The organism is Amycolatopsis sp. NBC_01307 (assembly GCF_035975215.1).
GTDB lineage: Bacteria > Actinomycetota > Actinomycetes > Mycobacteriales > Pseudonocardiaceae > Amycolatopsis.
This window is the reverse complement of sequence record NZ_CP108403.1, coordinates 6,820,872-6,843,716: the sequence shown is the minus strand read 5'-3', so window position 1 is coordinate 6,843,716 and position 22,845 is coordinate 6,820,872. Positions and strand designations below refer to the sequence as shown.

The window sequence follows — 22,845 nt, the reverse complement described above, 5'->3', positions numbered from 1 at the left end:
ACCAACGTCCTGAAGTGCCAGGTGAGGGCGGTTCGCCGGTAGGATCCGGGAGGAGCGAGGGGAGCGCATGACCGCCGAACGCAGTGGTGCCGAGAACATCGACCGCACGCTCGGATTGCTCTGGCGCGCCCGGGGCGGCGGTGCCGAACCGACGAGGGGCCGCCGTCCGACGCTGACGGTCGAGCGGATCGTCGCGGCGGCGATCACGGTCGCGGACGCCGACGGGCTGGCGGCCGCGTCGATGCACCGCGTCGCCAAGGAGCTCGGCGCGGGCACGATGACGCTCTACACGTACGTGCCGGGCAAGACCGAGCTGGTGGACCTGATGGTCGACGACGTGCTCGTCGAGCGGCGGCTGCCCGGGCCGGGCGAGCCGCGCCCGGCCGGCTGGCGCGAGCAGGTGGCGCTGTACGCGTCGCGGACCGGGGACGCCTACCGCGACCACCCGTGGCTGTGCGAGGTCTCGCGGGTGCGGCCGCCGCTGGGCCCCGGGCAGCTGGCCGGCCAGGAGTACCTGCTGTCCATCATGGACGGTCTGGGCCTGCCGCCGCGGGACGCCGTCGCGGCGGCCAACGGGATCGGCACGTACGTCGACGCGAACGCGGCCATGGGCGCGGAGAACACGCGCCTGGAGCGCAGCACGGGACAGTCCACCGAGGCCTGGTGGCACCAGCGGTCGTCGTTCTGGGAGAACCACTTCACGGTCGAGGGCCACCCGGCGATCAACCGCGCCTGGCTGGGCGGCGGCTTCGACGGGACGGCGGCGGCCCAGGGCGAAGCGGCCTACGAGTTCGGGCTGCACCGCATGCTCGACGGCATCCAGGCCCTCGTGAGTGGTAATTCGGGTTAGAACCCGCATTGCCACTCACGACCAGCGGCACCGAGGTCTAGCGGCGCGTGGTGCGCAGCCACCGGGGTGGTCGGTTCGAGGTTTCGGTCAGGGCGGTGTTCCGGTTGCGCCTGGGCTCCGGTCGGTGGCGAGTGGGCGGTGAAGACCCCGCCGCCGTACGCGGGCGGGCCGAGGCCGGGCCGCCGGGTTCGGTGTTCCGGTCGCGACCTGGGCGGGTCGGCGGAGACGAGGCGCGACGACTGCGCCCTCCGGCGGCCGGAACGGTCTCGTCGCCTGGCGGGTACGCGAGGCGAGACGGTCGCGTTCGGGCGTTGCTCGGCGGATGCGATCGGGCTGTGGTCTGAGCCCGCGTCAACGGCGCGTGGTGCGCAGCCACCGTGACCGGCGGCGTTCCTGCGCCGGGACCGACGGCTCGGCCGGCGTCGTGTCGCCGCGCAGGATGTCGCGGCACGTCGGGTCGAAGCGGCCCGGGGCCTCGATCATCGGGGCCGCCAGCACGACGTGCCCGCAGATCGCGCGGAACCGGCCGCCGTGGCGGCCCGTCGCGAACTCGTCCTCGGTGACGGCGTGGGTGTAGCCGTCGGTGTCGCAGCGGATGTGCACCAGGAACGGCTCCACCGCGCTCAGCCCGTCGGGCTGGTCGTGGTGGTGGTCTCGGTGGGCGTCTCCGCCGAGTCCGCCGGGGTCGTCGCCGTGGTCGACGGCGGCGGGGTGGTCGTGCTCGTGGTCGACGGCGGCGGAGTGGTGGGCGTCGTCGGCGTGGTGGAGGCCGGCGGGGTCGACGTCGTCGGGGTGGTCGACGTCGCCGGTGACGTCGGGGACGTCGAAGTGGTCGGCGTCGTCGACGTGCCCGGCAGCGGGAGCGACCCCGGCGGGCCGGTGACCACCGGCGGAGCGGGCGGGGCGGGGACGCCGACCGGGCCGCCGGCCGCGGCGTTGTCCGGGGCGCTCGGCGTGCCGATCGGGACGTCGCTGTCGGGCAGCTGCGCCACCCCGCCGCGGTAGGCCGTGGCCCACGCCAGCACGGTGTCCACATAGGACTGGGAGTTGTTGTAGCGGCGGACGGCGACGCGCTGGCCGGCGTCCGTCGAGAGGTCGAGCCCGCCCGAGCAGAGGTACCGCGCGCTGGCCAGGGTCTCGTCGTAGATGTTGTTCGGGTTCGAGACGCCGTCGCCGTTGCCGTCGGAGGCGTAGCCGCGCCAGGTCGCCGGGATGAACTGCGTCGGGCCGACCGCGCGGTCCCACAGCGCGTCGCCGTCGTACTTGCCGCCGTCGGTGTCCGGGATCGCGGCGAACGCGCCCGCGCCGTTGAGCACCGGGCCGAGGATCGGCTCCAGCGTGTCGCCGGCCGCGTTGACGTACCCGCCGCGGGCGTGGTTCGACTCGATGCGGCCGATGCTCGCGATCAGCGCCCAGTCGATGTGGCAGCCCGGCTGTTCCTTGTTCAGGATGTCGGCGGCGTTCTTGTACGCCTTGAGCATGCTGGCCGGGATGCCGAGCGGCCCGGAGATGCCCGCCGAGCCGGCGTGCCCGCCCGGCACGATCAGCGGCATCGGCACGGGCGGCTGCGGCAGGCTGCCGTCGACCGCGACCGGCGGCATGACGATGTTCGGCTGCTGCAGCGGCGCGGCCTGACCCGGCAGCAGCGCGTCCCCGCTGTTCGCCACGACGACCGGCGCGGGCAGGCCGCCTGCGGTCAGCGTGGGCAGCACGACGAGCGCGCCACCGGCGAGCGCGGCGGCGGTCCGGCGAACGGAACGCGCGCTCTTGCGACGTGGCCGGTGCTTCGGCATGGTCGTCCCCGCTTCCCTCGATCTTCGCTGATCGCCCTCACCCGATCGGCCCCACCGCCGGTACTGGCCGGTAGGAGCAAGCTATCCGATGGAAGCAAACTTTGGCGAATGGCACAGCGAAATCCGGCCGCGACGGAGAAGTTCGTCCTGTTGGCACAAAACCTTCGTAGGGAATCTGTCACATTCACCAGGATTTAACGGGTCACTCAGGAGAGTTTGTCCAGTAGCGCGGCCGGGACGGTGATCCCGCGGTGACGCACGTCCGAACGAAACCGCCGGACGAGCGAATCCGACGGCGTAACGGTGAAAGTGACGACGTCGCGGTGCGGTGCGGGCTTCAGCCGCCGCAGCGCCCCGGCGAACGTGCGGGTCAGCGCCGTCGTCGGGACCAGCGCGGCCCCCAGGCCGGCCGCGGCCAGCTCGGCCGCCGTCGCCGCCTGCTTCGTCCGCATCACCGAGTCAAGCACCGCGCCGTGCTCCGCCACCACTTCGTCCAGCCAGCCGCCGAGGCCGTTGTCCCGGTGGTAGTGGACCACCGGCAGCCCGGCCAGGTCCGTGATCGGCACCGATGCGCGGGTGGCGAGCGGGTGGTCGGCGGCCAGGGCCAGGACGATCTCCTCGCGCCCCACCACCTCGGTGTGTCCAGTCCAGCGGCTCGGCCGCGGCCCCACCGCGACGTCGGCTTCGCCCGCCTCCAACGCCGCGACCAGCGCGTCCGCGCTCGTCGTCTCGGTGAGCGTGATCAGCACGCCCGGCCGGTGCCGGTGCCAGGCGCGCAGGACCGGCGCGAGCAGCCCGGCGGTCATGGACTCCGCGCACGCGATCCGGAGGGTGCCGGCACCGCTGTCCGCCACCGCGCGGCCGGTGCGGACCACCCGCTCGGCCGCCGCCAGCGCCGCGCGCGCGTCGACCAGGACCGCCCGGCCTGCCGCGGTCGGCCGGACCCCGCGCGGCAGCCGTTCGAGCACGGGCGTGCCCAGTTCGCGCTCGAGCGCGCCGATCTGGTGGGACAGCGCGGGCTGCGACAGGTGCAGCCGCGCGGCCGCTTCGGTGATCGACCCCGCGTCCAGCACGGCGACCAGGCACTCCAGCGCGCGCAGCGTAGGCATTCGCCGATTCTATCGCAGCCATCGAAAACCTTCGGATCGCGACGGGATGGATCCGGCGCCGCCGTGCGCTGAACCCGGTGTGCGAGACGAAAGGAGCACGACGATGTCATTGGTGTCATTGGTGTCATTGCGGGAAAAGCGATTGGTGATCGTGGGCGGCGGTTCGGGGATCGGCCGCCGGATCGCGGCGGACGCGCACGCGGCGGGCGCGGAAGTCGTCTTCGCCGGGCGGAATCCGGAGCGTTTCACCGAGCCCGGAATACGCGCGGAATTCGCGGATCTCGGGGATGAATCATCGCTGGAAACGCTCGCCGGGAAGGTGGGCGAACTCGATTATCTGATCACCCTCGCCGCGGCCCCGGCGAACGGGCCGGTCGCGACGCTGGAGCGGGACGCGATCATCCGGGCGTTCGACGCCAAGGTGATCGGGCCGCTGCTGCTGGCCAAGCACTTCGCGCCGCGATTCCGCGCCGGGGGCGCGATCGTGCTGTTCTCCGGCGTCGCCGCATGGCGCCCGCAGCCCGAGCGGGCGGTCATGGCCACGACGAACGGCGCGGTCGCGTTCCTGGCCGAGGCGCTCGCGGTGGACCTCGCGCCGATCCGCGTCAACGCCGTGTCGCCGGGCATCGTCGACTCGGGCGCGTGGGACCGCCTCGGCGAAGCGAAGGACGGCTTCTTCCGCCGCACGGCGGAATCGAATCCGGCGCGCCGGGTCGGCACCACGGCGGATATCTCCGCGGCCACCCTGAGCGTGCTGGCGAATCCGTTCATCACCGGGACGACCCTGCACGTCGACGGCGGTGGCCGGTTGTCCTGAGCGCGGATCCTTTACACGGCCCCCGGTCATTCCTAAGATCGCCTCGACCGGCCGCGTCGCCACCGTCCGGTCGACCCAGGGTGGAGGGTTTGATGACACGTCGGGCTCCGCGCCGCGAGCAGGTCAGCGTGGCCGAGTTGCTGGTCAGGTCGGACAGCTGGCAGGACGCGCTCGAAGCGCCGCCGTCGCGGCACCGGCGCCGGTCACCGGTGCTGCGTTCGCTCGCCCGCGTCCGGGCGCTCTCGGTCGTCGCCGGGGCGCTCGCGATCACCGGCGGGGTCGCGGCCTTGGCGGCGCAGCCGTTCGAGCACGCCGCGGGCGCGGTCTGGCCGCCCGTCGGTCTCGAACCCGTGCCGCTGGCCCTGACGCCGTCACCGGCGGACGTCGTGACGCCACCGGAATCCGTGGTACCGGAATCGAAACTCGGCGGAATCATTCCTGCGGCCGTGGTCCGGCCGGCGAATTCCGGAAAGCCGGCCGGAAACACCGCCGCGCCTTCGAATCAGGTGGCGCCGGTGCGGCACGAACTCCCGGCCTGGGCCGCCGGTGCCGATCGGCACTCGGCCCGGCCCTCGAGTCCGTCGCGCCAGCAGGTTTCGCAACGGCAGCAGGTTTCGGAACGGCAGTCGGTCTCGCAACGGCAATCCGCCTCGTCGCGGCAGTCGGCGTGGTCCGGCGGTCACCACGACGGCGGCGGGCACGGCCACCACCGCGGTGGCGGCGGTGGCCGGCACCGCCGCTAGCCGAGCGGGATCTGGTACTGCATGAACCCCTTGTCGAGCGCGACCTGGTCGTAGAGCCGGCGCGCGGTCGCGTTCGACGTCTGCGTGTGCCAGTAGACGCGCACGCAGCCCCGGGCCCGCGCCCAGCCGGCGACGGCTTCGATCAGCGCCCGGCCGACGCCGTGGCCGCGGGCTTCGGGCGCGGTGAAGAGGTCCTGCAGGTAACAGACGTCGCCCGACGTCGTGCTGGCGTGCGTCAGGAAGTGCGTGATCCCGACGAGCTCGCCGTCGAGCCGCGCGCCGAGCGCGTGCATCCGCTCGCCGGTCGAGAACTCGCGCCAGTCGCGATCCGCCAGCTCCGGCGTGAGCGGCCTGCCGTAGAACTCGTTGTAGCCGGCGAACAGGTTTTCCCAGGCCACACGGTCGGTTTCGGTCAACGCCCCAGTGGTGATCATGCGGCGAGGCTAACGCGGCGGATGGCCGGTCGAGGGACACGCCGGACACAACTGGTGAGTAAGGTGACGAACCCGAATTTGATTCATAGAATCAGCGCCATCCCGCACGGCAGCTACTCCCGGAGGTTCCCGATGGCGCGCACGCCACCCCGTGCCAGTGGCAAGCCCGTCACGGTCAGCGAGCTGTACCTGCGGCCGGACGTCCACGGCAGACGCCGGCCCGAAGATCTCGAAGTGCTCGAACTCGCCTACCGCATGCGCCGCCGGATCGGCCCGGAGGCGGTGGTGACGCCGGTGCCGTCGTCGCGTTCGCGCGCGATGGCCGTCGTCACCGGGCTGCTGCGCCGCAAGCCCCGGTAGCCGCCGGACCCGCTCTCCTGCTGCAGGCCACCCTCGCCGAGGGTGGCCTTTTTGCTGCGCCCGGACCCGGTGCCGGTTCCGTCGTCTGCTGTCTTCTCGCGCACTTCTCTGCGCGGACTCTGTGTGAAGTTGCACGATACGACGATTGACGACGCACAAAACTGCACCTAACGTGACAGGTGTTGCGCACAACCGGCACGGATGGGGAGTTCATGAGCGGGACCTTCATGGCGGCGGAGATCGCGAGCCAGCCCGGCTGCTGGCGGGACGCGGCCGCGCTGGCCTCGGCGAACAGCGGGCAGCTGCCCGCCCCGGGCGCCCGGGTGGCGATCGTCGGCTGTGGCACGTCGTGGTTCGTCGGCCAGGCGTACGCGGTGCTGCGGGAAACCGCCGGGCTCGGCGAGACCGACGCGTTCGCCGCGTCCGAGTTCCCGGTCGGCCGGGCCTACGACCACGTGCTCGCGCTGAGCCGCTCGGGCACCACGACCGAGGTGCACAGCCTGCTCGCGCAGTTGCGCGGCCGGACCCGGACCACGGCGATCACCGGCGTGCCCGCCGAGATCGAGCGGGCCGCGGACGGCGTCGTCGACCTGTCCGCGGTGGACGAACGCTCGGTCGTGCAGACCCGGTTCGCCACCACCGCGCTCGCGATGCTGCGCGCGCACCTCGGCGAGGACCTGACCGGCGTCATCGCGCAGGCCGAGCAGGTGCTGGTGGAGCCGCTGCCGGAGTCATTGGTCGGCGCCGGGCAGTTCAGCTTCCTCGGCACCGGCTGGTCGGTGGGGCTCGCGAACGAGGCGGCGCTCAAGTTCCGCGAGGCGTGTCTGCTGTGGACGGAGTCGTACCCGGCGTGGGACTACCGGCACGGCCCGATCAGCATCGCCGAGCCGGGCCGGGTGACCTGGATGTTCGGCCACGCGCCGGACGGGCTGGCCGAGGACGTCCGCCGGGCGGGCGGCACGTTCGTCGAAAGCGGCCTCGACCCGATGGCCGACCTGGTCCGCGCGCAGCTCGTCGCGGGCGCGATCGCCCGGCGCAAGGGCCTGGACCCGGACAACCCGCGCAGTCTCTCCCGCTCCGTCGTCCTGACGTGAGCCCGCCGTGATCCTCACCGTCACGCCCAACACCGCGCTCGACGTCACGTACACAGTGGACGGTCTGCGGCCGGACGGCGTGCACCGCGTCCGGGAGGTCCGGAGCCGGGCCGGGGGCAAGGGGATCAACGTCGCGCGGGTGCTGCACGCGCTGGGCGTCGACGTCCGCGCGGTCGCGACGGCCGGCGGGGCGACGGGGTCCGCGGTCGCGGCGGACCTCGGTGCGGCCGGGCTGCCGGCCGAGCTGGTGCCGATCGCCGGCGAGACGCGCCGCACCACGACCGTGCTGGGCGACGACGGGTCGGTCACGCTGCTGAACGAGCCCGGCCCGGCGCTGTCGGTCGCGGAGTGGGCGCTGCTCGCCGACGCGGTCCGGCGGCACGCGCCCGAGGTGCTGGTCTGCTCCGGCAGCCTCCCGCCCGGTGCGCCGTCCGGCGCCTACGCGTCGCTGCTCACGGGAACGTCGGTGCTGGACACGTCAGGCGCGGCACTGCTGGCCGGCCTGGCCGCGCACCCGGCCGTGGTGAAGCCGAACGCCGAAGAGCTGCGCGAGGTCACGGGCCTGGCCGACCCGGTCGCCGCGGCGGGTGAGCTGCGGAAGGCGGGCGCGGGTGCGGTCGTCGTGTCGCTCGGCGCCGACGGCCTGCTCGCGGTCACCGGCTCGGGCACGTGGCACGCGACGCCGTCCACCGCGCTCCACGGCAACAGCACCGGTGCGGGTGACGCGGTGGTCGCGGCACTCGCACTGGGCCTCAGCCGCCGCGAGCCGTGGCCGGACATCCTGCGCCGGGCCGTCGCACTGTCCGGCGCAGCGGTGCTGGGTCCGCTGGCCGGCGACGTCGACCTGGCGCACTACGAGCGCGAACTGGACTTGGTCGCGGTGCGGGTCGTGAGTGGTAATTCGGGTTAGAACCCGAATTACCACTCACGACAAGCCGCGGCAGACCCGAAACGACAGGAGTAGGTCATGCCTCTGGTGAGCACCGGGGAGATCGTCACCGCCGCCGCGGCGGCGAGACGCGGCTGTGGGGCCTTCAACGCCATCCAGCTGGAACACATCACCGCCATCGTCGACGGTGCGGCCGCGGCCCGAGCGCCGGTGATCGTGCAGCTCAGCCAGAACGCCGTCCGCTACCACGGCGCCCTCGCGCCGATCGGTGGTGCGGCGCTCGCCGCGGCCCGGGAGGCCGAGCCGGACGTCGCCGTGCACCTCGACCACGCCGAGTCCGCCGACCTCGTGCGGGAAGCCGTCGGGCTCGGGTTCGGGTCGGTCATGTTCGACGCGTCCAAACTGGACTACGCCGACAACGTCCGTGCGACCCGGGAGATCACCGCGTTCTGCCACGACCACGGCGTCTGGGTCGAAGCCGAGCTGGGCGAGGTCGGGGGCAAGGACGGCGTGCACGCGCCCGGCGCGCGCACCGATCCGGACGAGGCGGCGGAGTTCGCCGCGGCCACCGGGGTCGACGCGCTCGCCGTCGCCGTCGGCAGCTCGCACGCGATGCTGACCCGGGACGCCGCGCTGGACTTCGAGCTGATCGCGCGGCTGCGGGCCCGGGTGCCGGTCCCGCTGGTGCTGCACGGTTCTTCCGGGGTGTCCGACGACGGCCTGGCCGAGGCCGTGAAAGCCGGGATGACGAAGATCAACATCGCCACCCAGCTCAACAAGGTGTTCACCGCGGCCGCCACCGGCGACTGGCGTGCGCACCCGGACCGCGTCGACCCGCGGAAGTACCTGGGGGCCGGGCGGGACGCCGTCGCCGTCGAGGTGCGGCGGTTGCTCGGTGTGCTCATGCTGGTCACGGAGGGCGGACCCAAGTGACGATTGAGCAGAATTTGTTCCAATGAGTGTTGACAGATGCGTGAAACCTAACAAAACTGCGCAGCAACGCGCAGAAGTTGCGTGAAACTCGAACTCTGGTGGTGGCGGATGCGGCGAAGCAAGGTCATGGCGTGTGCGGTGGGGGCCTCTCTCCTGCTGGCCGGCTGCGGCGGGGGCGCGGACTCCGGCAGCGACACCGGTGAGAACGCGCTGCCCGGTGTCGACCAGTACCTCAACGCGCCTTGCCCGGAGGCGGCGGTCAAACCCGCCACGGACAAGGAGTTCACCTACTGGGCGATGTGGACGGCCGACGAGCCCCAGGGCAAGGTCCTGCAGAAGGCCTTCAAGTGCTTCCAGGAGAAGACCGGCGTCAAGGTGAACGTGCAGTGGCTGGGGCGCAAGGCCTACACGCAGAACCTGGTGCCCGCGCTGAACACCGACGCGGTGCCGGACCTGTTCGACCAGGACGTCAGCAAGGTCGGCGCGGCGATCGCGACGCCGGGCGGCACGCAGAGCGTCGACGACGTCTTCGCGATGAAGGTCGGCGAGGGCGACAAGACCGTCAAGGACGTGCTTTCGCCCAGCTCGTACGACTTCCCGCAGAACAAGGACCGCGAGGGCCACAACTTCATGGTCCCCTACACCGTCCAGTCGAGCGCCTGGTGGTTCAACAAGGACGCCGCGGGTGACGTCCAGCAGCCGAAGACGATGGACGACCTGACCGCGCTGTTCGACAAGGCGAAGGCCGACGGCAAGGCCGCGATCAGCCAGGACGGCGACATCCCGTTCTACAACATGTACTTCTTCACCCAGCTCGCCGAGCGCTACGTCGGCTCGGGCGGGCTGAACAAGGCCGCGGCCGACAAGACCGGGCAGCTCTGGAAGACCGACCCCGGTTTCCTCAAGGCCGCCACCGAAACCGCGAAGCTGCCGAAGTACTTCATCGACGGCTGGGACGCGGCGAAGTTCCCGCAGGTGCAGCAGCGCTGGGCGGACGGCGACTCGCGCTACCTCTACGTCGGCACGTGGGCGCCGAGTGAGACGCGCGAGTACCTGGACAAGCAGGGCGCCGGGACGAAGATCAACTACGGCTCGTTCCAGTTCCCGATGCCGGCCGGCGCCACGCACGACACCGTCGAGCAGATGTCGATCGGCTTCGCCGTCACCAAGAAGGCCAAGCACGCCGAGGCCGCGAAGGCGTTCATCGCCTACTTCCTCAACAAGGACATCCTGTCCGGCATCCCGGCGGTGGCCGACAACCTGGTGCCGCGCGCCGACCTCGCCGTGCCGGACGACCTCAAGCAGGTCAAGGCCGCGATGGACGACCCGAAGAAGGAGCACGTCCTGCAGTACGACGGGATCGACGGCATCGCCGGCGGCAAGTGGCAGACCGACGTCTTCGACCCGGCCGACACCTCGCTGCTCAAGGGCGAGCTGAACCCGCAGCAGTTCGTGGACCAGCTCGCGACCAAGGGTGCCGACTTCTGGAAGAACCAGAGCTGATGGCCACGGTCACGACGACGGCGGCGCGGGATCGGGGGACCCGCGCCGCCGGGGCCGCGCACCTGCGCCGCAAGAAGCGGCTGTTCTGGCCGTTCGCCGCCCCGGCTCTGGTGCTGTACCTGGCTTTCCTCGTACTGCCGACGCTCGCGACCGTCGTCCTGAGCTTCACCAGCTGGGCCGGCGCGGGCGACACGCCCAAGCCCAATGGCGTCACCAACTACACACAGATGTGGGCGAGCGACTCGTTCCAGTACGCCTTCCGCAACACGCTGGTGTACGTCTTCCTCGGCGGCATCGGCACGTTCGCGATCGCGTTCCTGTTCACCATGGTGCTGCGGGACATGCGCGGCGGCAAGGTCGTCCGGGCCATCCTGTTCTTCCCGAACATCGTCGCGCCGGTGGCGCTGGGCATGTTCCTCGGGTTCGTGTTCAAGTACCAGCCGGGCAAGCAGGGCCTGGCGAACTACGTGCTGGAGCACGTCGGCGCGGACGCGGCGAAGTTCCTGGCCCCGGCCAACGTGACCGGCGTCGTGACGGCGTCGCTGATCTGGGCCAGCTCGGGCTTCTACATCACCATCCTGATGGCCGCGGTCGACCGGATCCCGCCGTACCTCTACGAGGACGCCGAGCTGGGCGGCGCGTCGCCGTGGCAGAAGTTCCGCAACATCACGCTGCCGATGACGTGGGACGTCGTCGGCGTCGCCGGTGTCCTGTGGACGATCAACGCGCTCAAGATCTTCGAGCTGGTGTTCGTGCTGGCCGGGCCGGGCACCTACGCACCGCCGAACCAGGCCTGGACGCTCGGGATCTACGTGTTCGACCGGACCTTCGGTTCGAACGGCACGCCGGACTTCGGTGCCGCCTGCGCCTGCGCGGTGGCGATGATCGCGCTGGTGTCGATTCTCGTTGTCCTGCTGCGCCGGTTGATGCGCCGTGACGCGATCCAGTTCTGAGGGAGACCCGATGACCGTCACCGACGCCGCCGCGCCGGCGCGCCCGGCCGCGAAGCCGCCGCGCAAGGTGCCGCGCAAACCGCGGCCGGCACCCGGCTCGCGGAAGCTGAGCCCGTTGCGGCTGCTGGGTTCCGTGATCGTCTGGGCGTTCACCGCGGGCAACGTGCTGGTGCTGTACTGGCTGCTCACGGCGTCGTTCAAGACGCCGGTGGAGATCTTCACCAAGCCGTTCGCGCTGCCGTACCAATGGTTCCACCTCGGCAAGCCGTTCCGGAACTTCATCTACGCCTGGAACAACGCCGGCTTCGGCGACGCCGTGCTGACGACGGTCGTCCTGGTCGGGCTGGCGACGGTCGCGACCGTCGCCGTGTCCGCGCCCTGCGCGTACGCGCTGACCAGGCTCGGCGTGCGCGGGTCCGGGCCGCTGACCAACGTCGTCGCGATCGGCATGGGCGTCCCGTTCCAGACGGTGATCATCCCGCTGTTCGTGACCATGAGCAAAGCCCACCTGGACAACGAGTACGGCCTGTTCCTGCTCTACGTCGCGTTGTCGATCCCGTTCACCGTGTTCCTGCTGACCGGGTTCTTCCGCTCGCTGCCGGACGAGCTGGAGGAGGCGGCCTCGTTGGACGGTGCTTCCCCGACGCGGACGTTCTTCTCCGTCATGCTGCCGCTCGCGCGCGGCGGCCTGATCACGGCGTTGACGCTGAACGCCATCGGCCTGTGGAACGAGACGCTGCTGGCGATCGTGTTCCTCAAGGACCAGGCCCACTTCACGCTCTCGCGGGCGCTGTTCACCTTCTACGGCGCCGCGAGCTACCAGTCGGAGTACGGCGGCCTGATCGCCGGCGTGGCGATCGTCGTGCTCCCGATGCTCGTGCTCTACCTCGTGCTCGCTCGCCGGATCATCACCGGCCTGACCCTCGGCGCCGGAAAGTAGGACCTGATGGCCACCGTGAGTTTCCAGGACACGACCCGGTTCTACGCCGGTGTCGAGCGGCCCGCCGTCGACGGGCTCGACCTCGAGGTCGCCGACGGCGAGTTCCTCGTGCTGGTCGGGCCGTCCGGCTGCGGCAAGTCGACGACGCTGCGGATGCTGGCCGGGCTGGAGGGCGTCGACGACGGCTCCATCCACATCGGCGACCGGGACGTCACCGAGCTGGCGCCGAAGGACCGCGACATCGCGATGGTGTTCCAGAACTACGCGCTCTACCCGCACATGTCGGTCGGCGAGAACATCGGCTTCCACCTGAAGCTGGCCAAGATGCCGAAGGCCGAACGCGAAAGCCGGGTGCAGGAAGCGGCGAAGGTGCTGGACCTGACCGAGTACCTGGACCGCAAGCCCGCGAAGCTGTCCGGCGGGCAGCGCCAGCGCGTCGCGATGGGCCGGGCGATCGTGCGCGAGCCGAGCGTGTTCCTGATGGACGAGCCACTGTCCAACCTGGACGCCAAGCTGCGGGTGCAGACGCGCACGCAGATCGCGTCGCTGCAACGGCGTCTCGGCGTCACGACGTTGTACGTCACGCACGACCAGGTCGAGGCGATGACCATGGGTGACCGGGTCGCGGTGCTCAAGGACGGCGTCCTGCAGCAGGTCGACACGCCGATCGGCCTGTTCGCGCGGCCGGTGAACGTGTTCGTCGCCGGCTTCATCGGCTCGCCCGCGATGAACCTGCTGGAGACCACTGTGGACGCCGACGGCGCCGTCGTCGGCGGGACGCACCTGCCGCTGACCCCGGCGCAGCGCTCGGCGCTGACCGGCCCCGGCATCGTCGTCGGCGTCCGGCCCGAGGGCTGGACGATCGGCGACGGCGGGTTCGACGCGATCGTCGAGGTGGTCGAGGAGCTGGGCAGCGACCAGTACCTGTACTGCCGTGACGGCGACCGCGTGCTGACGGTCCGCACGCCGGGCATGTCGCCGTGGCAACGCGGGCAGGCGATCGCGCTGGCGCCGCAGGTCGGCTCGGTCCACTTGTTCGACGCGGCCACCGGTGACCGGCTGCCATGACACGCCTGTACCGGACCGTGCTGGTGCTGCCCGCGGCCGAGCTGGGGCCGGAGAACCCGCTGCCGCCGCTGGTGAAGCCGGAGGCCGTCGCGTCAGTGTCCAATGTGGACGAACTGCCGCCGGACCTCGCCGCTGGGCTCGAGTACGGGCGGCTCGACACCGTGCTGCCGTGCCGTCTTCAGGACGGCTACTCGCGGGAACGTGTCACACGGGAGCTGCCCGCGCTGGTGCTGGAGAACGACCGGGTGCGGGCGACCATCCTGCCCACGCTGGGCGGACGGCTGTACTCGCTGGTCCACAACGGACGTGAGCTGCTCTACCGCAACCCGGTGTTCCAGCCCGCGAACCTCGCGCTGCGGGACGCCTGGTTCGCCGGCGGTGTCGAGTGGAACCTCGGCAGCACCGGGCACACGACGCTGACGTGCGCGCCGATGTTCGCGGCTCAGGTCGACGGGCCGGACGGCACGCCGGTACTGCGGCTGTGGGAGTGGGAACGTACCCGCGACCTGCCCTACCACCTCGACTTCTGGCTGCCCGACGACTCGGACTTCCTGCTGGTGGGCGTGCGGATCCGCAACCCGCACCCGCACGACGTCCCGGTGTACTGGTGGTCGAACATCGCGGTGGCGCAGACGCCGGACACCCGCGTGCTCGCGCCGGCCACGCAAGCCTGGCACTACGGTTATTCCGGCCGGCTGGACCTGGTCGACGTCCCGGGTGCGCTGACCTACCCGGCGCGTGCCGAGTCTGCAGCGGACTACTTCTTCGAGTGCTCGAAGCCGTGGATCGCCGCGGTCGACGGTGATGGGCGCGGCCTGCTGCAGACGTCGACCGAGCGGCTGCGGGGCCGGAAGCTGTTCCTGTGGGGCGAATCCGCGGGTGGCCGGCGCTGGCAGGACTGGCTGGCGCCGGGCGCCGGCGGCTACCTGGAGATCCAGGCCGGGCTGGCCCGCACGCAGCTGGAGCACCTGCGGCTCCCCTCGGGCGAGGCGTGGGACTGGCTCGAGGCGTACGGCCCGCTCGCGGCCGATCCCGCGGTGGTCCACGGCGACGACTGGCGGGCCGCCACCGACGCCGTCGTCGCGCCGGTGTTGACCGGGTACCACGAACAGTGGCGGAAGATCCTCGACGTCGAGCCGGGCCCCCTGCTGGCCACGGGATCCGGCTGGGGTGCGCTGGAGGCCCGCCGGATGCCGGCGTACCTGCCGGGCACGCCGTTTCCCCCGGAGTCGCTGGGGCCGGAGCAGGAGCCGTGGTTGTCCCTGCTGGACGGTGTCCCGCCGGCGGGTGACCCGCTGGCCGTGCCGCCGTCGACGCTGGTCAACCGCTACTGGGCCGATCTGCTGGAGCACACGGCCGACAACTGGCTGACCTGGTACCACCGCGGTGTCGCGCGCTGGGCGGCCGGGCGTCACGAGGCGGCGCGGGAGGCGTGGGCGGCTTCGGTGTCAGCGGCCGAGAACCCGTGGGCGCTGCGCTGCCTGGCGGTGACGGCCGGCTCGGCGGAGGCGGCCCAGCTGTACGAACGCGCGTTGAAGCTGGCGCCGGCTCTGGAGCCGCTGCTGGTGGAGGCCGTCGCGGCCGGGTGTGCGCCGGAGCTGCCGCCGGAACCGACGGGACGGCTCGCGCTGCTGGCCGCTCAGGCGCGGCTCGCACGGGGCGACGTCGAGGGTGCGCGGGCGATCTTCGACGCGGGGTTCGAGGTCGCGAACATCCGGGAAGGGGAGACGTCGTTGTCCGACACCTGGGCGGCGCTGTCGGCCGATCCGCTGCCGGAGCGCTATGACTTCCGGATGAAGTAGGCGGCGTGCCGCGTTTCGAGGACGGTGATCGTGCAGCATAATGCTCGAAACGGTGGTCAACAGCGCACTTCTTTGTGCACAGGAACCTAGGGAGTACCGCCGATGGCCCGGCACGAACGGTTGAGCACCCTGCTGGACATGCTGGGGCAGCGGGAAAAGATCGACGTCGAGGACGTGGCCGAGGAGCTGAGCGTCTCCGCGGCCACCATCCGCCGCGACCTCGACCACCTGGCCGAGCAGCAGCTGCTCACGCGCACGCGTGGTGGCGCGGTCGCCAACGACCTCGCCTATGACCTGCCGCTGCGCTACAAGACCGCGCGGCACGTCCCGGAGAAGCAGCGGATCAGCAACGCCGCGGCCGCGTTCGCCGCCAAGGGGATGGTCGTCGGCCTCAACGGCGGCACGACGACCGCCGGCGTGGCGCGGGCGCTGGCGATCCGCTCCGACCTGTCCGGCCGGGGTGACGCGCCGGGCATCACGGTGGTGACGAACGCGCTGAACATCGCGCACGAGCTGGCGGTGCGGCCGAACGTCAAGATCGTGGTGACCGGCGGGGTGGCGCGACCGCAGTCGTTCGAGCTGAGCGGGCCGCTGGCCACGCGGGTGCTCAGCGAGCTGACCATCGACCTGCTGTTCCTCGGCGTCGACGCGTTCGACCCGGACGCGGGCGCGTTCGCCCACCACGAGGGCGAGGCCAGCATCAACCGCCTGATGGTGGAGCGCGCCGAGCGCGTGGTCGCGGTGACGGACGGGTCGAAGCTGGGCCGCCGCGCGTTCGCCCGCATCTGCGAGACGTCGCAGGTGCACGCACTGGTGACCGACGCGGAAGCGGACCCGGAGGTCGTGCGCGCGTTCGAGGCCGCGGGCGTCGAGGTCCAAGCCGTCTGAAGGTGGGTCTGCCGCCGCTCTCGTGAGTGGTAATGCGGGTTCTAACCCTCATTACCACTCACGACCGCCCAAGCGAGGGCCGCCGTGAGGACGCGGTGGCCGGCCGCTGTCGGGTGGACGTCGCAGCCCCCGGTCGGCAGCTTGATCAGCAGCCCAGCCGCGCACGGGTCGCCGCCTGTGCGTAGAGAGGCGAGCCGGAACGCCGTGAAGCCGTCGGCGATCTTCCCGTGGTAGCGGCGGGTCACCTGCGTGAGCGCCGCGTCGATCGCCTGCACCTGCTTGACCTGCGCGGGATCGCGGTAGTCGAGCGAGTAGTACGACATCAGCACGACGTCACCGCGGTAGTGGGCGCGCACGGCGCCGAGGATCGTCGCGACGTTGCGGCTCATCCGGTTCAGCGCCGCCTGGAAGTCCGGGCCGGTGCACTGGTCCGGCGTCGTGGCCTGGCAGACGAACATGTCGTTGGCGCCGATGTTCAGCGTCACCAGCTTGGTGTCCTGGTGGGTGCGCAGGTACCGCGTGGCGTAGTCGATCTGGGTGCCCGCGTACGTCACGTGCAGCGGGAACGTCGTCCGGTAGCCGACCGGGGAACCGACGGAGTTCTCGCAGCCGTTGCTCTGCGCGCCCGCCTTCAGCATGCTTCCGGTCGTCTCGCCGGGACACGACGCGTTGGCGACCCGCAAGCCGCGCAGGGCCGCGTAGTTCTCGGCGTAGCCGCGGAAGTTGGCCGCGTTCAGGTAGTCGGAAACCGGTGTCACGGCGCCGGGCCGGTACCCGAACGCCACGGAGTCACCGAGCGCGAGGTACCCGCCGCCGTGCCGGACTCCGGCGTCCGCGGGAGCCGTGGCCAGCCCGGTCAGCGTGACGGCGATCGCCGTGCTCGCGAGGAAAGTCCTGAACCGCATGACGGTCTCCTTTGCCCGCGACGTTGCGGGGCCGGAACCGATTGTGCCGCTCCCGGCCTCGCAACGGAAGCGTCAGAAACCGATCGTCACCGGCGCCTTCGGCCCGGCGATCCGGGCCTGCGCCGTGCCCGGCTCCACCGCGGCGCAGTGCGTGCCCCGGGCCGGGAGCTTGCCGGTGATCAGGTAGTCGTCGGTCGCCTTGGTGACGCAGTCGCTGTTCTTGAAGTAGGCGCCGTGGCCCCAGCCGTCGTAGGTGAGCAGCGTGTTGCCGGTCTGCCGGGCCACGGTCTGCGACCACGCGTACGGCGTCGCCGGGTCGAACTTGCTGCTCAGGACCAGCAGTGGCGGCGCGCCGTGCACCTGCAGCGGGTGCTGCGGGTTGCTCGCCTTCTCCGGCCAGCCGATGCAGGCGGTCACGGCGGACCAGCCCAGCGAGTTGACCTTGACGTCCGGTGCGGAGGCCGCGGCCGCACGCCGGTAGGTCTCCAGTTCGGCGTAGCTGTGCACCGGCAGTTTCCAGTCGTCGCAGAAGATGCTCTGGAACACGGTGTTGACCGGGATCTCGTCTCGCGCTCGAGCCGACGCGGCCGGCGGAGTGCCGTCCGCGAAGGACTTCAGCGTCTTCGCCAGCTGGTCCCAGCTCGGGCCGTAGAAGGCGCCCTGGAAGATCGACGCGAGGTTCAGCGGGGTGATCGGCTCACCGCTCTGCGGCGCCTTCAGTTCCCCGCGCGCGGCCTTGTCCTGCAGGTCCCGCGTCAGCTTGGAGACGTCTTGGCCGTGCAACACGCAGGACGGCGTCCGGCCGCACCAGCCGGCGAACTCGCCGAACTCCGCCTGCACGGACTGCGTTTCGCTGCGCAGGAAGTCCCACGCGCCCAGCTGCGAGTGGTCCATGTTGCTGTCCAGCACGAGCGCGCGGACCTTGCCGGGGAACAGCTCGGCGTACTGCTGGCCCATCAGCGTCCCGTACGAAACGCCGTAGTAGGTCAGCTTCTTCTCGCCGAGCGCGGCGCGGATCGCGTCCATGTCCCGCGCGACGGTCTTGGTGTCGGCGAAACTCGCGAGCGGCCCGGTGAGCCGGGAGCAGCTGTCGCCGACCTTCCGGTTGTACTGCGCGAGCTGCTCGAACTCGGCCTGGTTGCGCGGCACCTCGGGGTGGTCGGCGATGACCTCGTCGAGGCCGCACTTGATCTGGGTGCTGTCGCCGATGCCACGCGGGTCGAAGCCCACGGTGTCGAAGCGCTTGGTGACCTCGGCCGAGAGCGACCAGCCTTCCTTGACCTGGCCCGCGCCCGGCCCGCCGGGACCGCCCGGGTCCATCAGGACCGCGCCGATCCGGGCCTGCGGGTCGGTGGCCTTCCGCCGGGCGAGCGCGACGCTCGTGGTGCCCTTCTCCGGGTGGGCGTAGTCGATCGGCACGGTCACCGCGCCGCAGTCGACGCCCGGCGCGTCCGCGCAGGGTTTCCAGTCGACGCTTCCCGTGCCGGCCGCCGACGCCGGCGCGGCGGCCAGCAGGCTTCCCGCTACCGCCGTGACCGCCGCCGCGGTCAGCAGCCGCTTGCGTACCCCCAGCATGACCCGTCCTCCCCGTCACTGACCGTGGTTGATCGGCTCCAGGAAATCACCAAACCGGTGATCGCGCCAGGTTCGCAGGTGGGTCCTACCGTGGCGTCCACTGTGGACGATCGCGCAGCGTGGCCGTCGCGGTGCCGGTCAGCTCTTTCGCCGCTCGGCGCGGCGCAGCCAGGCCGTCGCGACGGTGCCGAGCACGCACAGCGCGCCCAGCACGCCGAACGCCCAGCCGAAGCCGGTCGCCGGATCGATCGTGAGGCCGCGGGACAAGACGATCACGCACGACGCGCCACCGACCGCGCCGCCCACGCGCAGCACGATGTTCACCAACGCCGTCGCGTGCCCGAGTTCGCCCGCGTCGACCGAGGCGTACGCCGCCGTCGACGCGGGCATGATCGACAACCCCAGCCCCGCGCCGCGGACCAGCAGCAACGCCTGGATCAGCCACATCGGCGTGGCCGGGCCGAGCCAGGGCATCGGCACCGTGCTCGCCAGCACCACCAGCGACCCGGTGAAGGAGACCGTGCCGCCGCCGTACCGGTCGGTCAGCCGCCCGGCCACCAGCACGAACACCGTGGTGGCCAAGCCCATCGGTGCGAGCAGCACCCCCGCTTCGGCCGGCCCGGCGCCGAGGCGGACCTGGAACCACAGGGGGAGCAGCAGCACCGCGCCGAACATCCCGGCGCCGGCGAGCAGCACGGCGGCCAGCGCCGCGCCCATGACCGGCCGGGTGGCCAGCCGCAGCTGCAGCACCGGGTGCGGCGCGCGCGTCGACCACCAGGTGAAGATGGCGAGCGCGACCGCGCCGACGGCCGCCAGCACGACGTTCAGCGGGCCGGTGGACCCGGGCGCGCCGAGTTCGGTGAGCGCGTAGACGACCAGCGGCAGGCCGAGCGAGACCAGGATCAGGCCGGGCCAGTCCACCGGCGGCGGCTGCCGCCGGTCGCCGCGCGGCACGAACCGCAGTGCCAGCCCGAACGCGACCACGCCGATCGGCAGGTTCAGCCAGAACAGCACCGGCCACGAGAAGTGCGCGAGCAGCAAGCCGCCGACACTCGGTCCGATCACCGGCGCGAGCCCGACGACCAGGCCGAGCGTGCCCATGGTCCGGCCGAGCCGTTCCGGGCCGACGGCCAGCCCGATCACGGTCTGCCCGGCCGTGACCATGACGCCGGCGGCCATGCCCTGCACCGCGCGGACGCCGATGAGCGTCCCGACGTCCGGCGCGAGCGCGCACGCGGCCGACGTCACCAGGAACGCGGCGAGCGCGCCGAGCCACAGCCGTCCCGCGCCGAGCTTCCGGACGAGCCACGGCGTCAGCGGCAGCGCCGCGGACAGCCCGAGGAGGTACGCCGTGGCGACCCACTGGACCTCGACCAGGCCGACGCCCAGGCTCAGCCGCATCGACTCCAGCCCGACGGCGACGATCGAGCCGTCCATGTTGCCGAGGAAGCCGCCGAGGGCCATCACCCCGGAGGCGATCCAGACGGTCCGCGGGATCGGCGGCAGGAGAGCAGTCATGCCACCGACGGTAAAAGCTCAAGAATGGTTGAAGTCAACCGTGCCGGCGGGAGTGATCCGGAAGCGGCACTTTCACGTGAAAGTGCCGCTTTCAGCGTGTGGAGCTGCCCCGGACGATCAGCTGCGCCGCCATCGTCGTCGTGGTCGTCGCGGGGGAGCCGCCGCCGATGCGGTCCAGCAGCAGCCGCGCCGCGAGCTGGCCCATCGCGTGGGCCGGCTGGGCCACCACCGTCAGGGTCGGCGAAATCAGCGTCGTCCACGGCGCGTCGTCGAACGAGACGATGCCGACGTCGCGGCCCGCACGCAGGCCCCGCTCCGCCATCGCCTGCAGCACGCCGATCGCCATCGTGCTGCTGGACACCAGGAGCGCGTCCGGCGCGTCGGTCTGCGCCAGCAACTTTTTCGCCGCTTCGTATCCGCCGGTTTCGCGGAATTCGCAACGGCGTACCAGCCGCGTCGAGAGTTTCCGGCCCGCGTCGCGAAGCCCGTCGCGGTAACCGTCGAGACGGTCGTCCGCGGTGGTGATGCCCGGCGGCCCCGCGACGCACGCGATCCGCTCGTAACCGCGGTCGACGAGGTGCCGCACGGCATCCCGGGCCGCGACGCGGGAATCGACGAGCACCGCGTCGCAGTCGGCCGCTTCCAGGCGCCGGTCGACGGTCACGATCGGCGTGCCGTGCGCGAGCAGCGGGCGGACGTCGCTGTCGCCGGTGGTCGGCGACATGATCACGCCCGCCAGCCGTTCCTGCGCCGCGACCTCGACGTACCGGCGTTCCTTCGCGGTGTTCTCGTCGGAGTTGCACAGCATCACGGAGAACCCGGCGGCCTGGGCGGTGTCCTCGACCCCGCGCGCGATCGCCGTGAAGAACGGGTTCTCGACGTCGGAGATGATGAGCGCGAGCACCGCCGTCTCGCGGCGGCGCAGGCTGCGGGCCAGGCCGTTCGGTGCGTAGCCGAGCTCTTCCACCGCCCGCGCGACCCGTTCGGCCAGCACCGGGTCCACAGTGGACTTGCCGTTGAGCGCCCGGGACACGGTCGCGGTGGACACGCCGGCCAGCGCCGCCACGTCGGAGATCGTCGCCACCCGCGTCCTCGTTCACCTGTGTCGTTGACAGTGTTCCCGGCACACCATAGCTTGGTGGTAATCGATTTCCCGCATCAGCGGTGCGTGGAGGGGCGGATGACGGGGCTGCTGCTCGGCGTGGACATCGGCACGGCCGGCTCGAAGGGCGTGCTGGTGGACGCCGAGGGCGCGGTGCTCGCCCGGTCCGTCCGCGAGCACGGCGTCTCGGCGCCCCACCCCGGCTGGGTGGAGCACGACGCCGAAACCGTGTGGTGGGCCGACTTCACCGCCATCGTCGCGGACCTGCTGAGTGCGGCGAACGGCCGGCCGCTCGCCGGGCTGGGGGTCAGCGGCATCGGCCCGTGCCTGCTGCCGGCCGACGAGCACGGCGACCCGTTGCGGCCGGCCATCCTCTACGGCGTCGACACCCGGGCGGGCGCCGAGATCGCGGAGCTGAACGAAGAGTTCGGGGCCGGCGAGATCCTGGCGCGCGGCGGTTCGCCGCTGACCAGCTAGGCCGTCGGGCCCAAGGTGCGCTGGCTGGTCCGGCACGAGCCGGACGTCTACGCGCGCACGGAGAAACTCCTGATGGCGAGCTCGTTCCTGGTGCACCGGCTCACCGGCCGCTACGTCCTGGACCACCACTCGGCCAGCCAGTGCACGCCGCTGTACGACCTCGCGGCCGGCGAATGGGCGAAGGACTGGGCGGAGCGCGTCGCACCCGGGCTCGAGCTGCCCGAACTGCGGTGGCCGACCGAGATCGCGGGCGAGGTGACGGCGGCCGCGGCGGCGCGGACCGGGTTGCCGCGTGGCCTGCCCGTCACCGCCGGGACGGTCGACGCCTGGGCGGAGGCGGCCAGCGTCGGCGTCCGCGAGCCGGGTGACGTGATGGTCATGTACGGCACCACGATGTTCCTCGTCCAGGTGCTCACCGAACCGCGGCCGCACCCCGGCCTGTGGGGCACGCGCGGCGTCACGCCGGGCAGCTTCACCCTGGCCGCGGGCATGGCGACGTCCGGCGCGGTCACCGACTGGCTGCGCCGACTCGTCGGCGGCGACTACGCCGGCCTGGTCGCGGAAGCCGCGGAGGTGCCGGCGGGCAGCCGCGGGCTCCTGCTGCTGCCGTACTTCGCCGGGGAGCGGACGCCGCTGTTCGATCCGGACGCCCGCGGCGTGCTCGCCGGGCTGACGACCACGCACGGCCGCGCCGACCTCTACCGCGCGGCGCTCGAAGGCATCGCGTACGGCGTGCGGCACAACCTGGAGGCGATGGCCGCCGCGGGTGGTGCGGCCGGGCGGCTGGTCGCGGTCGGCGGCGGTACCAAGGGCGGGCTGTGGACGCGCATCGTCTCCGACGTCACGGGCCTGCCCCAGCAGATCCCGGCCGAGACGATTGGTGCCTGCCTGGGCGACGCGCTCCTGGCGGCGGAGGCCACCGGCGTAGAGATCGACCCGGCCCGCGCCAACCCGATCGCGACGACGGTGACGCCGGACCCGGCGAACGTCACGCGGTACCAGGAGTTCTACGAGCACTACCGCGCGTTGTACGACGCCACGGCGAAGACGGCGCACTTCCTCGCGGCCCAGCAACGTGAAGCGGCTCGGTAG

General features: G+C 71.8%; 21 protein-coding genes and 1 pseudogene. 14 read left to right on the top strand and 8 right to left on the bottom strand.

From position 1 onward, the window contains the following. The first annotated feature begins 67 nt into the window (after positions 1-67). On the top strand, positions 68-850 hold the full coding sequence (locus tag OG439_RS29445; protein WP_326944044.1) for a TetR/AcrR family transcriptional regulator C-terminal domain-containing protein: 783 nt from the start codon (positions 68-70) through the stop codon (positions 848-850). 351 nt (positions 851-1,201) lie between these two features. Here the strand turns inward: OG439_RS29445 and OG439_RS29440 are convergent, their stop codons facing one another. The 3 genes from OG439_RS29440 to OG439_RS29430 all read right to left on the bottom strand — a co-directional run bounded on the left by OG439_RS29440 (position 1,202) and on the right by OG439_RS29430 (position 3,752). Beyond that, entirely contained in the window at positions 1,202-1,468 is a 267-nt protein-coding gene (locus OG439_RS29440) for a hypothetical protein (protein ID WP_247056913.1), read from the bottom strand. A 5-nt stretch (positions 1,469-1,473) separates the two neighbouring features. Next, positions 1,474-2,643: a lytic transglycosylase domain-containing protein gene (locus tag OG439_RS29435; RefSeq protein WP_326944043.1), complete on the bottom strand. Its 1,170-nt coding sequence runs from the start codon at positions 2,641-2,643 to the stop codon at positions 1,474-1,476. Between the two features lie 206 nt (positions 2,644-2,849). Next, positions 2,850-3,752: a LysR family transcriptional regulator gene (locus OG439_RS29430; RefSeq protein WP_326944042.1), complete on the bottom strand. Its 903-nt coding sequence runs from the start codon at positions 3,750-3,752 to the stop codon at positions 2,850-2,852. Between the two features lie 103 nt (positions 3,753-3,855). Between OG439_RS29430 and OG439_RS29425 the strand changes: the two genes are divergently transcribed. Then, on the top strand, positions 3,856-4,569 hold the full coding sequence (locus tag OG439_RS29425; RefSeq protein ID WP_326944041.1) for an SDR family oxidoreductase: 714 nt from the start codon (positions 3,856-3,858) through the stop codon (positions 4,567-4,569). 92 nt (positions 4,570-4,661) lie between these two features. Beyond that, on the top strand, positions 4,662-5,312 hold the full coding sequence (locus tag OG439_RS29420; RefSeq protein WP_326944040.1) for a hypothetical protein: 651 nt from the start codon (positions 4,662-4,664) through the stop codon (positions 5,310-5,312). Here OG439_RS29420 and OG439_RS29415 read toward each other — a convergent pair. Next, on the bottom strand, positions 5,309-5,746 hold the full coding sequence (locus tag OG439_RS29415; RefSeq protein ID WP_326944039.1) for a GNAT family N-acetyltransferase: 438 nt from the start codon (positions 5,744-5,746) through the stop codon (positions 5,309-5,311). The genes OG439_RS29420 and OG439_RS29415 overlap by 4 nt on opposite strands. A 132-nt stretch (positions 5,747-5,878) precedes the next feature. On the opposite strand from OG439_RS29415, the gene OG439_RS29410 reads away from it, so the two are divergent. From OG439_RS29410 to OG439_RS29365, 10 genes are all read left to right on the top strand, one after another. After that, entirely contained in the window at positions 5,879-6,106 is a 228-nt protein-coding gene (locus OG439_RS29410) for a hypothetical protein (protein ID WP_326944038.1), read from the top strand. 212 nt (positions 6,107-6,318) lie between these two features. After that, positions 6,319-7,200 (top strand): SIS domain-containing protein, encoded by an 882-nt coding sequence (locus tag OG439_RS29405; protein WP_326944037.1) that lies wholly within the window; start codon positions 6,319-6,321, stop codon positions 7,198-7,200. 7 nt (positions 7,201-7,207) lie between these two features. Beyond that, positions 7,208-8,110, top strand: a complete 903-nt coding sequence (locus OG439_RS29400) for a 1-phosphofructokinase family hexose kinase (RefSeq protein ID WP_326944036.1) — start codon at positions 7,208-7,210, stop codon at positions 8,108-8,110. Positions 8,111-8,167: 57 nt separating this feature from the next. After that, positions 8,168-9,022, top strand: coding sequence for a class II fructose-bisphosphate aldolase (locus OG439_RS29395; RefSeq protein WP_326944035.1), 855 nt, complete (start codon positions 8,168-8,170; stop codon positions 9,020-9,022). Positions 9,023-9,148: 126 nt separating this feature from the next. After that, the gene (locus OG439_RS29390) at positions 9,149-10,525 is read left to right on the top strand and encodes an ABC transporter substrate-binding protein (protein ID WP_442792351.1); all 1,377 of its coding nucleotides are present in this window, start codon (positions 9,149-9,151) and stop codon (positions 10,523-10,525) included. Then, positions 10,525-11,478, top strand: coding sequence for a carbohydrate ABC transporter permease (locus tag OG439_RS29385; RefSeq protein ID WP_247056891.1), 954 nt, complete (start codon positions 10,525-10,527; stop codon positions 11,476-11,478). Before OG439_RS29390 ends, OG439_RS29385 begins: the two co-directional genes overlap by 1 nt. Positions 11,479-11,488: 10 nt before the next feature. Next, entirely contained in the window at positions 11,489-12,418 is a 930-nt protein-coding gene (locus OG439_RS29380) for a carbohydrate ABC transporter permease (RefSeq protein ID WP_326944033.1), read from the top strand. A gap of 6 nt (positions 12,419-12,424) precedes the next feature. Then, complete coding sequence (locus OG439_RS29375) at positions 12,425-13,486, top strand: ABC transporter ATP-binding protein (RefSeq protein WP_326944032.1); 1,062 nt, start codon at positions 12,425-12,427, stop codon at positions 13,484-13,486. After that, positions 13,483-15,288, top strand: coding sequence for a DUF5107 domain-containing protein (locus OG439_RS29370; RefSeq protein ID WP_326944031.1), 1,806 nt, complete (start codon positions 13,483-13,485; stop codon positions 15,286-15,288). The genes OG439_RS29375 and OG439_RS29370 overlap by 4 nt, the downstream gene beginning before the upstream one ends. Positions 15,289-15,390: 102 nt before the next feature. Further along, positions 15,391-16,176, top strand: coding sequence for a DeoR/GlpR family DNA-binding transcription regulator (locus OG439_RS29365; RefSeq protein ID WP_247056883.1), 786 nt, complete (start codon positions 15,391-15,393; stop codon positions 16,174-16,176). A 41-nt stretch (positions 16,177-16,217) separates the two neighbouring features. On the opposite strand, the gene OG439_RS29360 is transcribed toward OG439_RS29365, so the two are convergent. From OG439_RS29360 to OG439_RS29345, 4 genes are all read right to left on the bottom strand, one after another. After that, positions 16,218-17,081, bottom strand: coding sequence for an SGNH/GDSL hydrolase family protein (locus tag OG439_RS29360; RefSeq protein ID WP_326944030.1), 864 nt, complete (start codon positions 17,079-17,081; stop codon positions 16,218-16,220). Between the two features lie 72 nt (positions 17,082-17,153). Then, complete coding sequence (locus OG439_RS29355) at positions 17,154-18,656, bottom strand: alpha/beta hydrolase (protein ID WP_326944029.1); 1,503 nt, start codon at positions 18,654-18,656, stop codon at positions 17,154-17,156. A gap of 138 nt (positions 18,657-18,794) precedes the next feature. Next, a complete protein-coding gene (locus OG439_RS29350) occupies positions 18,795-20,174 on the bottom strand; it encodes a DHA2 family efflux MFS transporter permease subunit (RefSeq protein ID WP_326944028.1) in 1,380 nt (459 codons plus the stop codon). A gap of 91 nt (positions 20,175-20,265) precedes the next feature. Further along, entirely contained in the window at positions 20,266-21,258 is a 993-nt protein-coding gene (locus OG439_RS29345) for a LacI family DNA-binding transcriptional regulator (protein ID WP_326944027.1), read from the bottom strand. Positions 21,259-21,354: 96 nt separating this feature from the next. On the opposite strand from OG439_RS29345, the pseudogene OG439_RS29340 reads away from it, so the two are divergent. Next, a pseudogene (locus OG439_RS29340) lies at positions 21,355-22,845 on the top strand (FGGY-family carbohydrate kinase).

Excerpts from the sequence above, each read along its gene's own strand:
- OG439_RS29445 (WP_326944044.1), top strand. The coding sequence starts at position 68 with ATGACCGCCGAACGCAGTGGTGCCGAGAACATCGACCGCACGCTCGGA.
- OG439_RS29435 (WP_326944043.1), bottom strand. The coding sequence starts at position 2,643 with ATGCCGAAGCACCGGCCACGTCGCAAGAGCGCGCGTTCCGTTCGCCGG.
- OG439_RS29430 (WP_326944042.1), bottom strand. The coding sequence starts at position 3,752 with ATGCCTACGCTGCGCGCGCTGGAGTGCCTGGTCGCCGTGCTGGACGCG.
- OG439_RS29425 (WP_326944041.1), top strand. The coding sequence starts at position 3,856 with ATGTCATTGGTGTCATTGGTGTCATTGCGGGAAAAGCGATTGGTGATC.
- OG439_RS29420 (WP_326944040.1), top strand. The coding sequence starts at position 4,662 with ATGACACGTCGGGCTCCGCGCCGCGAGCAGGTCAGCGTGGCCGAGTTG.
- OG439_RS29415 (WP_326944039.1), bottom strand. The coding sequence starts at position 5,746 with ATGATCACCACTGGGGCGTTGACCGAAACCGACCGTGTGGCCTGGGAA.
- OG439_RS29410 (WP_326944038.1), top strand. The coding sequence starts at position 5,879 with ATGGCGCGCACGCCACCCCGTGCCAGTGGCAAGCCCGTCACGGTCAGC.
- OG439_RS29405 (WP_326944037.1), top strand. The coding sequence starts at position 6,319 with ATGAGCGGGACCTTCATGGCGGCGGAGATCGCGAGCCAGCCCGGCTGC.
- OG439_RS29395 (WP_326944035.1), top strand. The coding sequence starts at position 8,168 with ATGCCTCTGGTGAGCACCGGGGAGATCGTCACCGCCGCCGCGGCGGCG.
- OG439_RS29390 (WP_442792351.1), top strand. The coding sequence starts at position 9,149 with ATGGCGTGTGCGGTGGGGGCCTCTCTCCTGCTGGCCGGCTGCGGCGGG.
- OG439_RS29385 (WP_247056891.1), top strand. The coding sequence starts at position 10,525 with ATGGCCACGGTCACGACGACGGCGGCGCGGGATCGGGGGACCCGCGCC.
- OG439_RS29380 (WP_326944033.1), top strand. The coding sequence starts at position 11,489 with ATGACCGTCACCGACGCCGCCGCGCCGGCGCGCCCGGCCGCGAAGCCG.
- OG439_RS29375 (WP_326944032.1), top strand. The coding sequence starts at position 12,425 with ATGGCCACCGTGAGTTTCCAGGACACGACCCGGTTCTACGCCGGTGTC.
- OG439_RS29370 (WP_326944031.1), top strand. The coding sequence starts at position 13,483 with ATGACACGCCTGTACCGGACCGTGCTGGTGCTGCCCGCGGCCGAGCTG.
- OG439_RS29365 (WP_247056883.1), top strand. The coding sequence starts at position 15,391 with ATGGCCCGGCACGAACGGTTGAGCACCCTGCTGGACATGCTGGGGCAG.
- OG439_RS29360 (WP_326944030.1), bottom strand. The coding sequence starts at position 17,081 with ATGCGGTTCAGGACTTTCCTCGCGAGCACGGCGATCGCCGTCACGCTG.
- OG439_RS29355 (WP_326944029.1), bottom strand. The coding sequence starts at position 18,656 with ATGCTGGGGGTACGCAAGCGGCTGCTGACCGCGGCGGCGGTCACGGCG.
- OG439_RS29350 (WP_326944028.1), bottom strand. The coding sequence starts at position 20,174 with ATGACTGCTCTCCTGCCGCCGATCCCGCGGACCGTCTGGATCGCCTCC.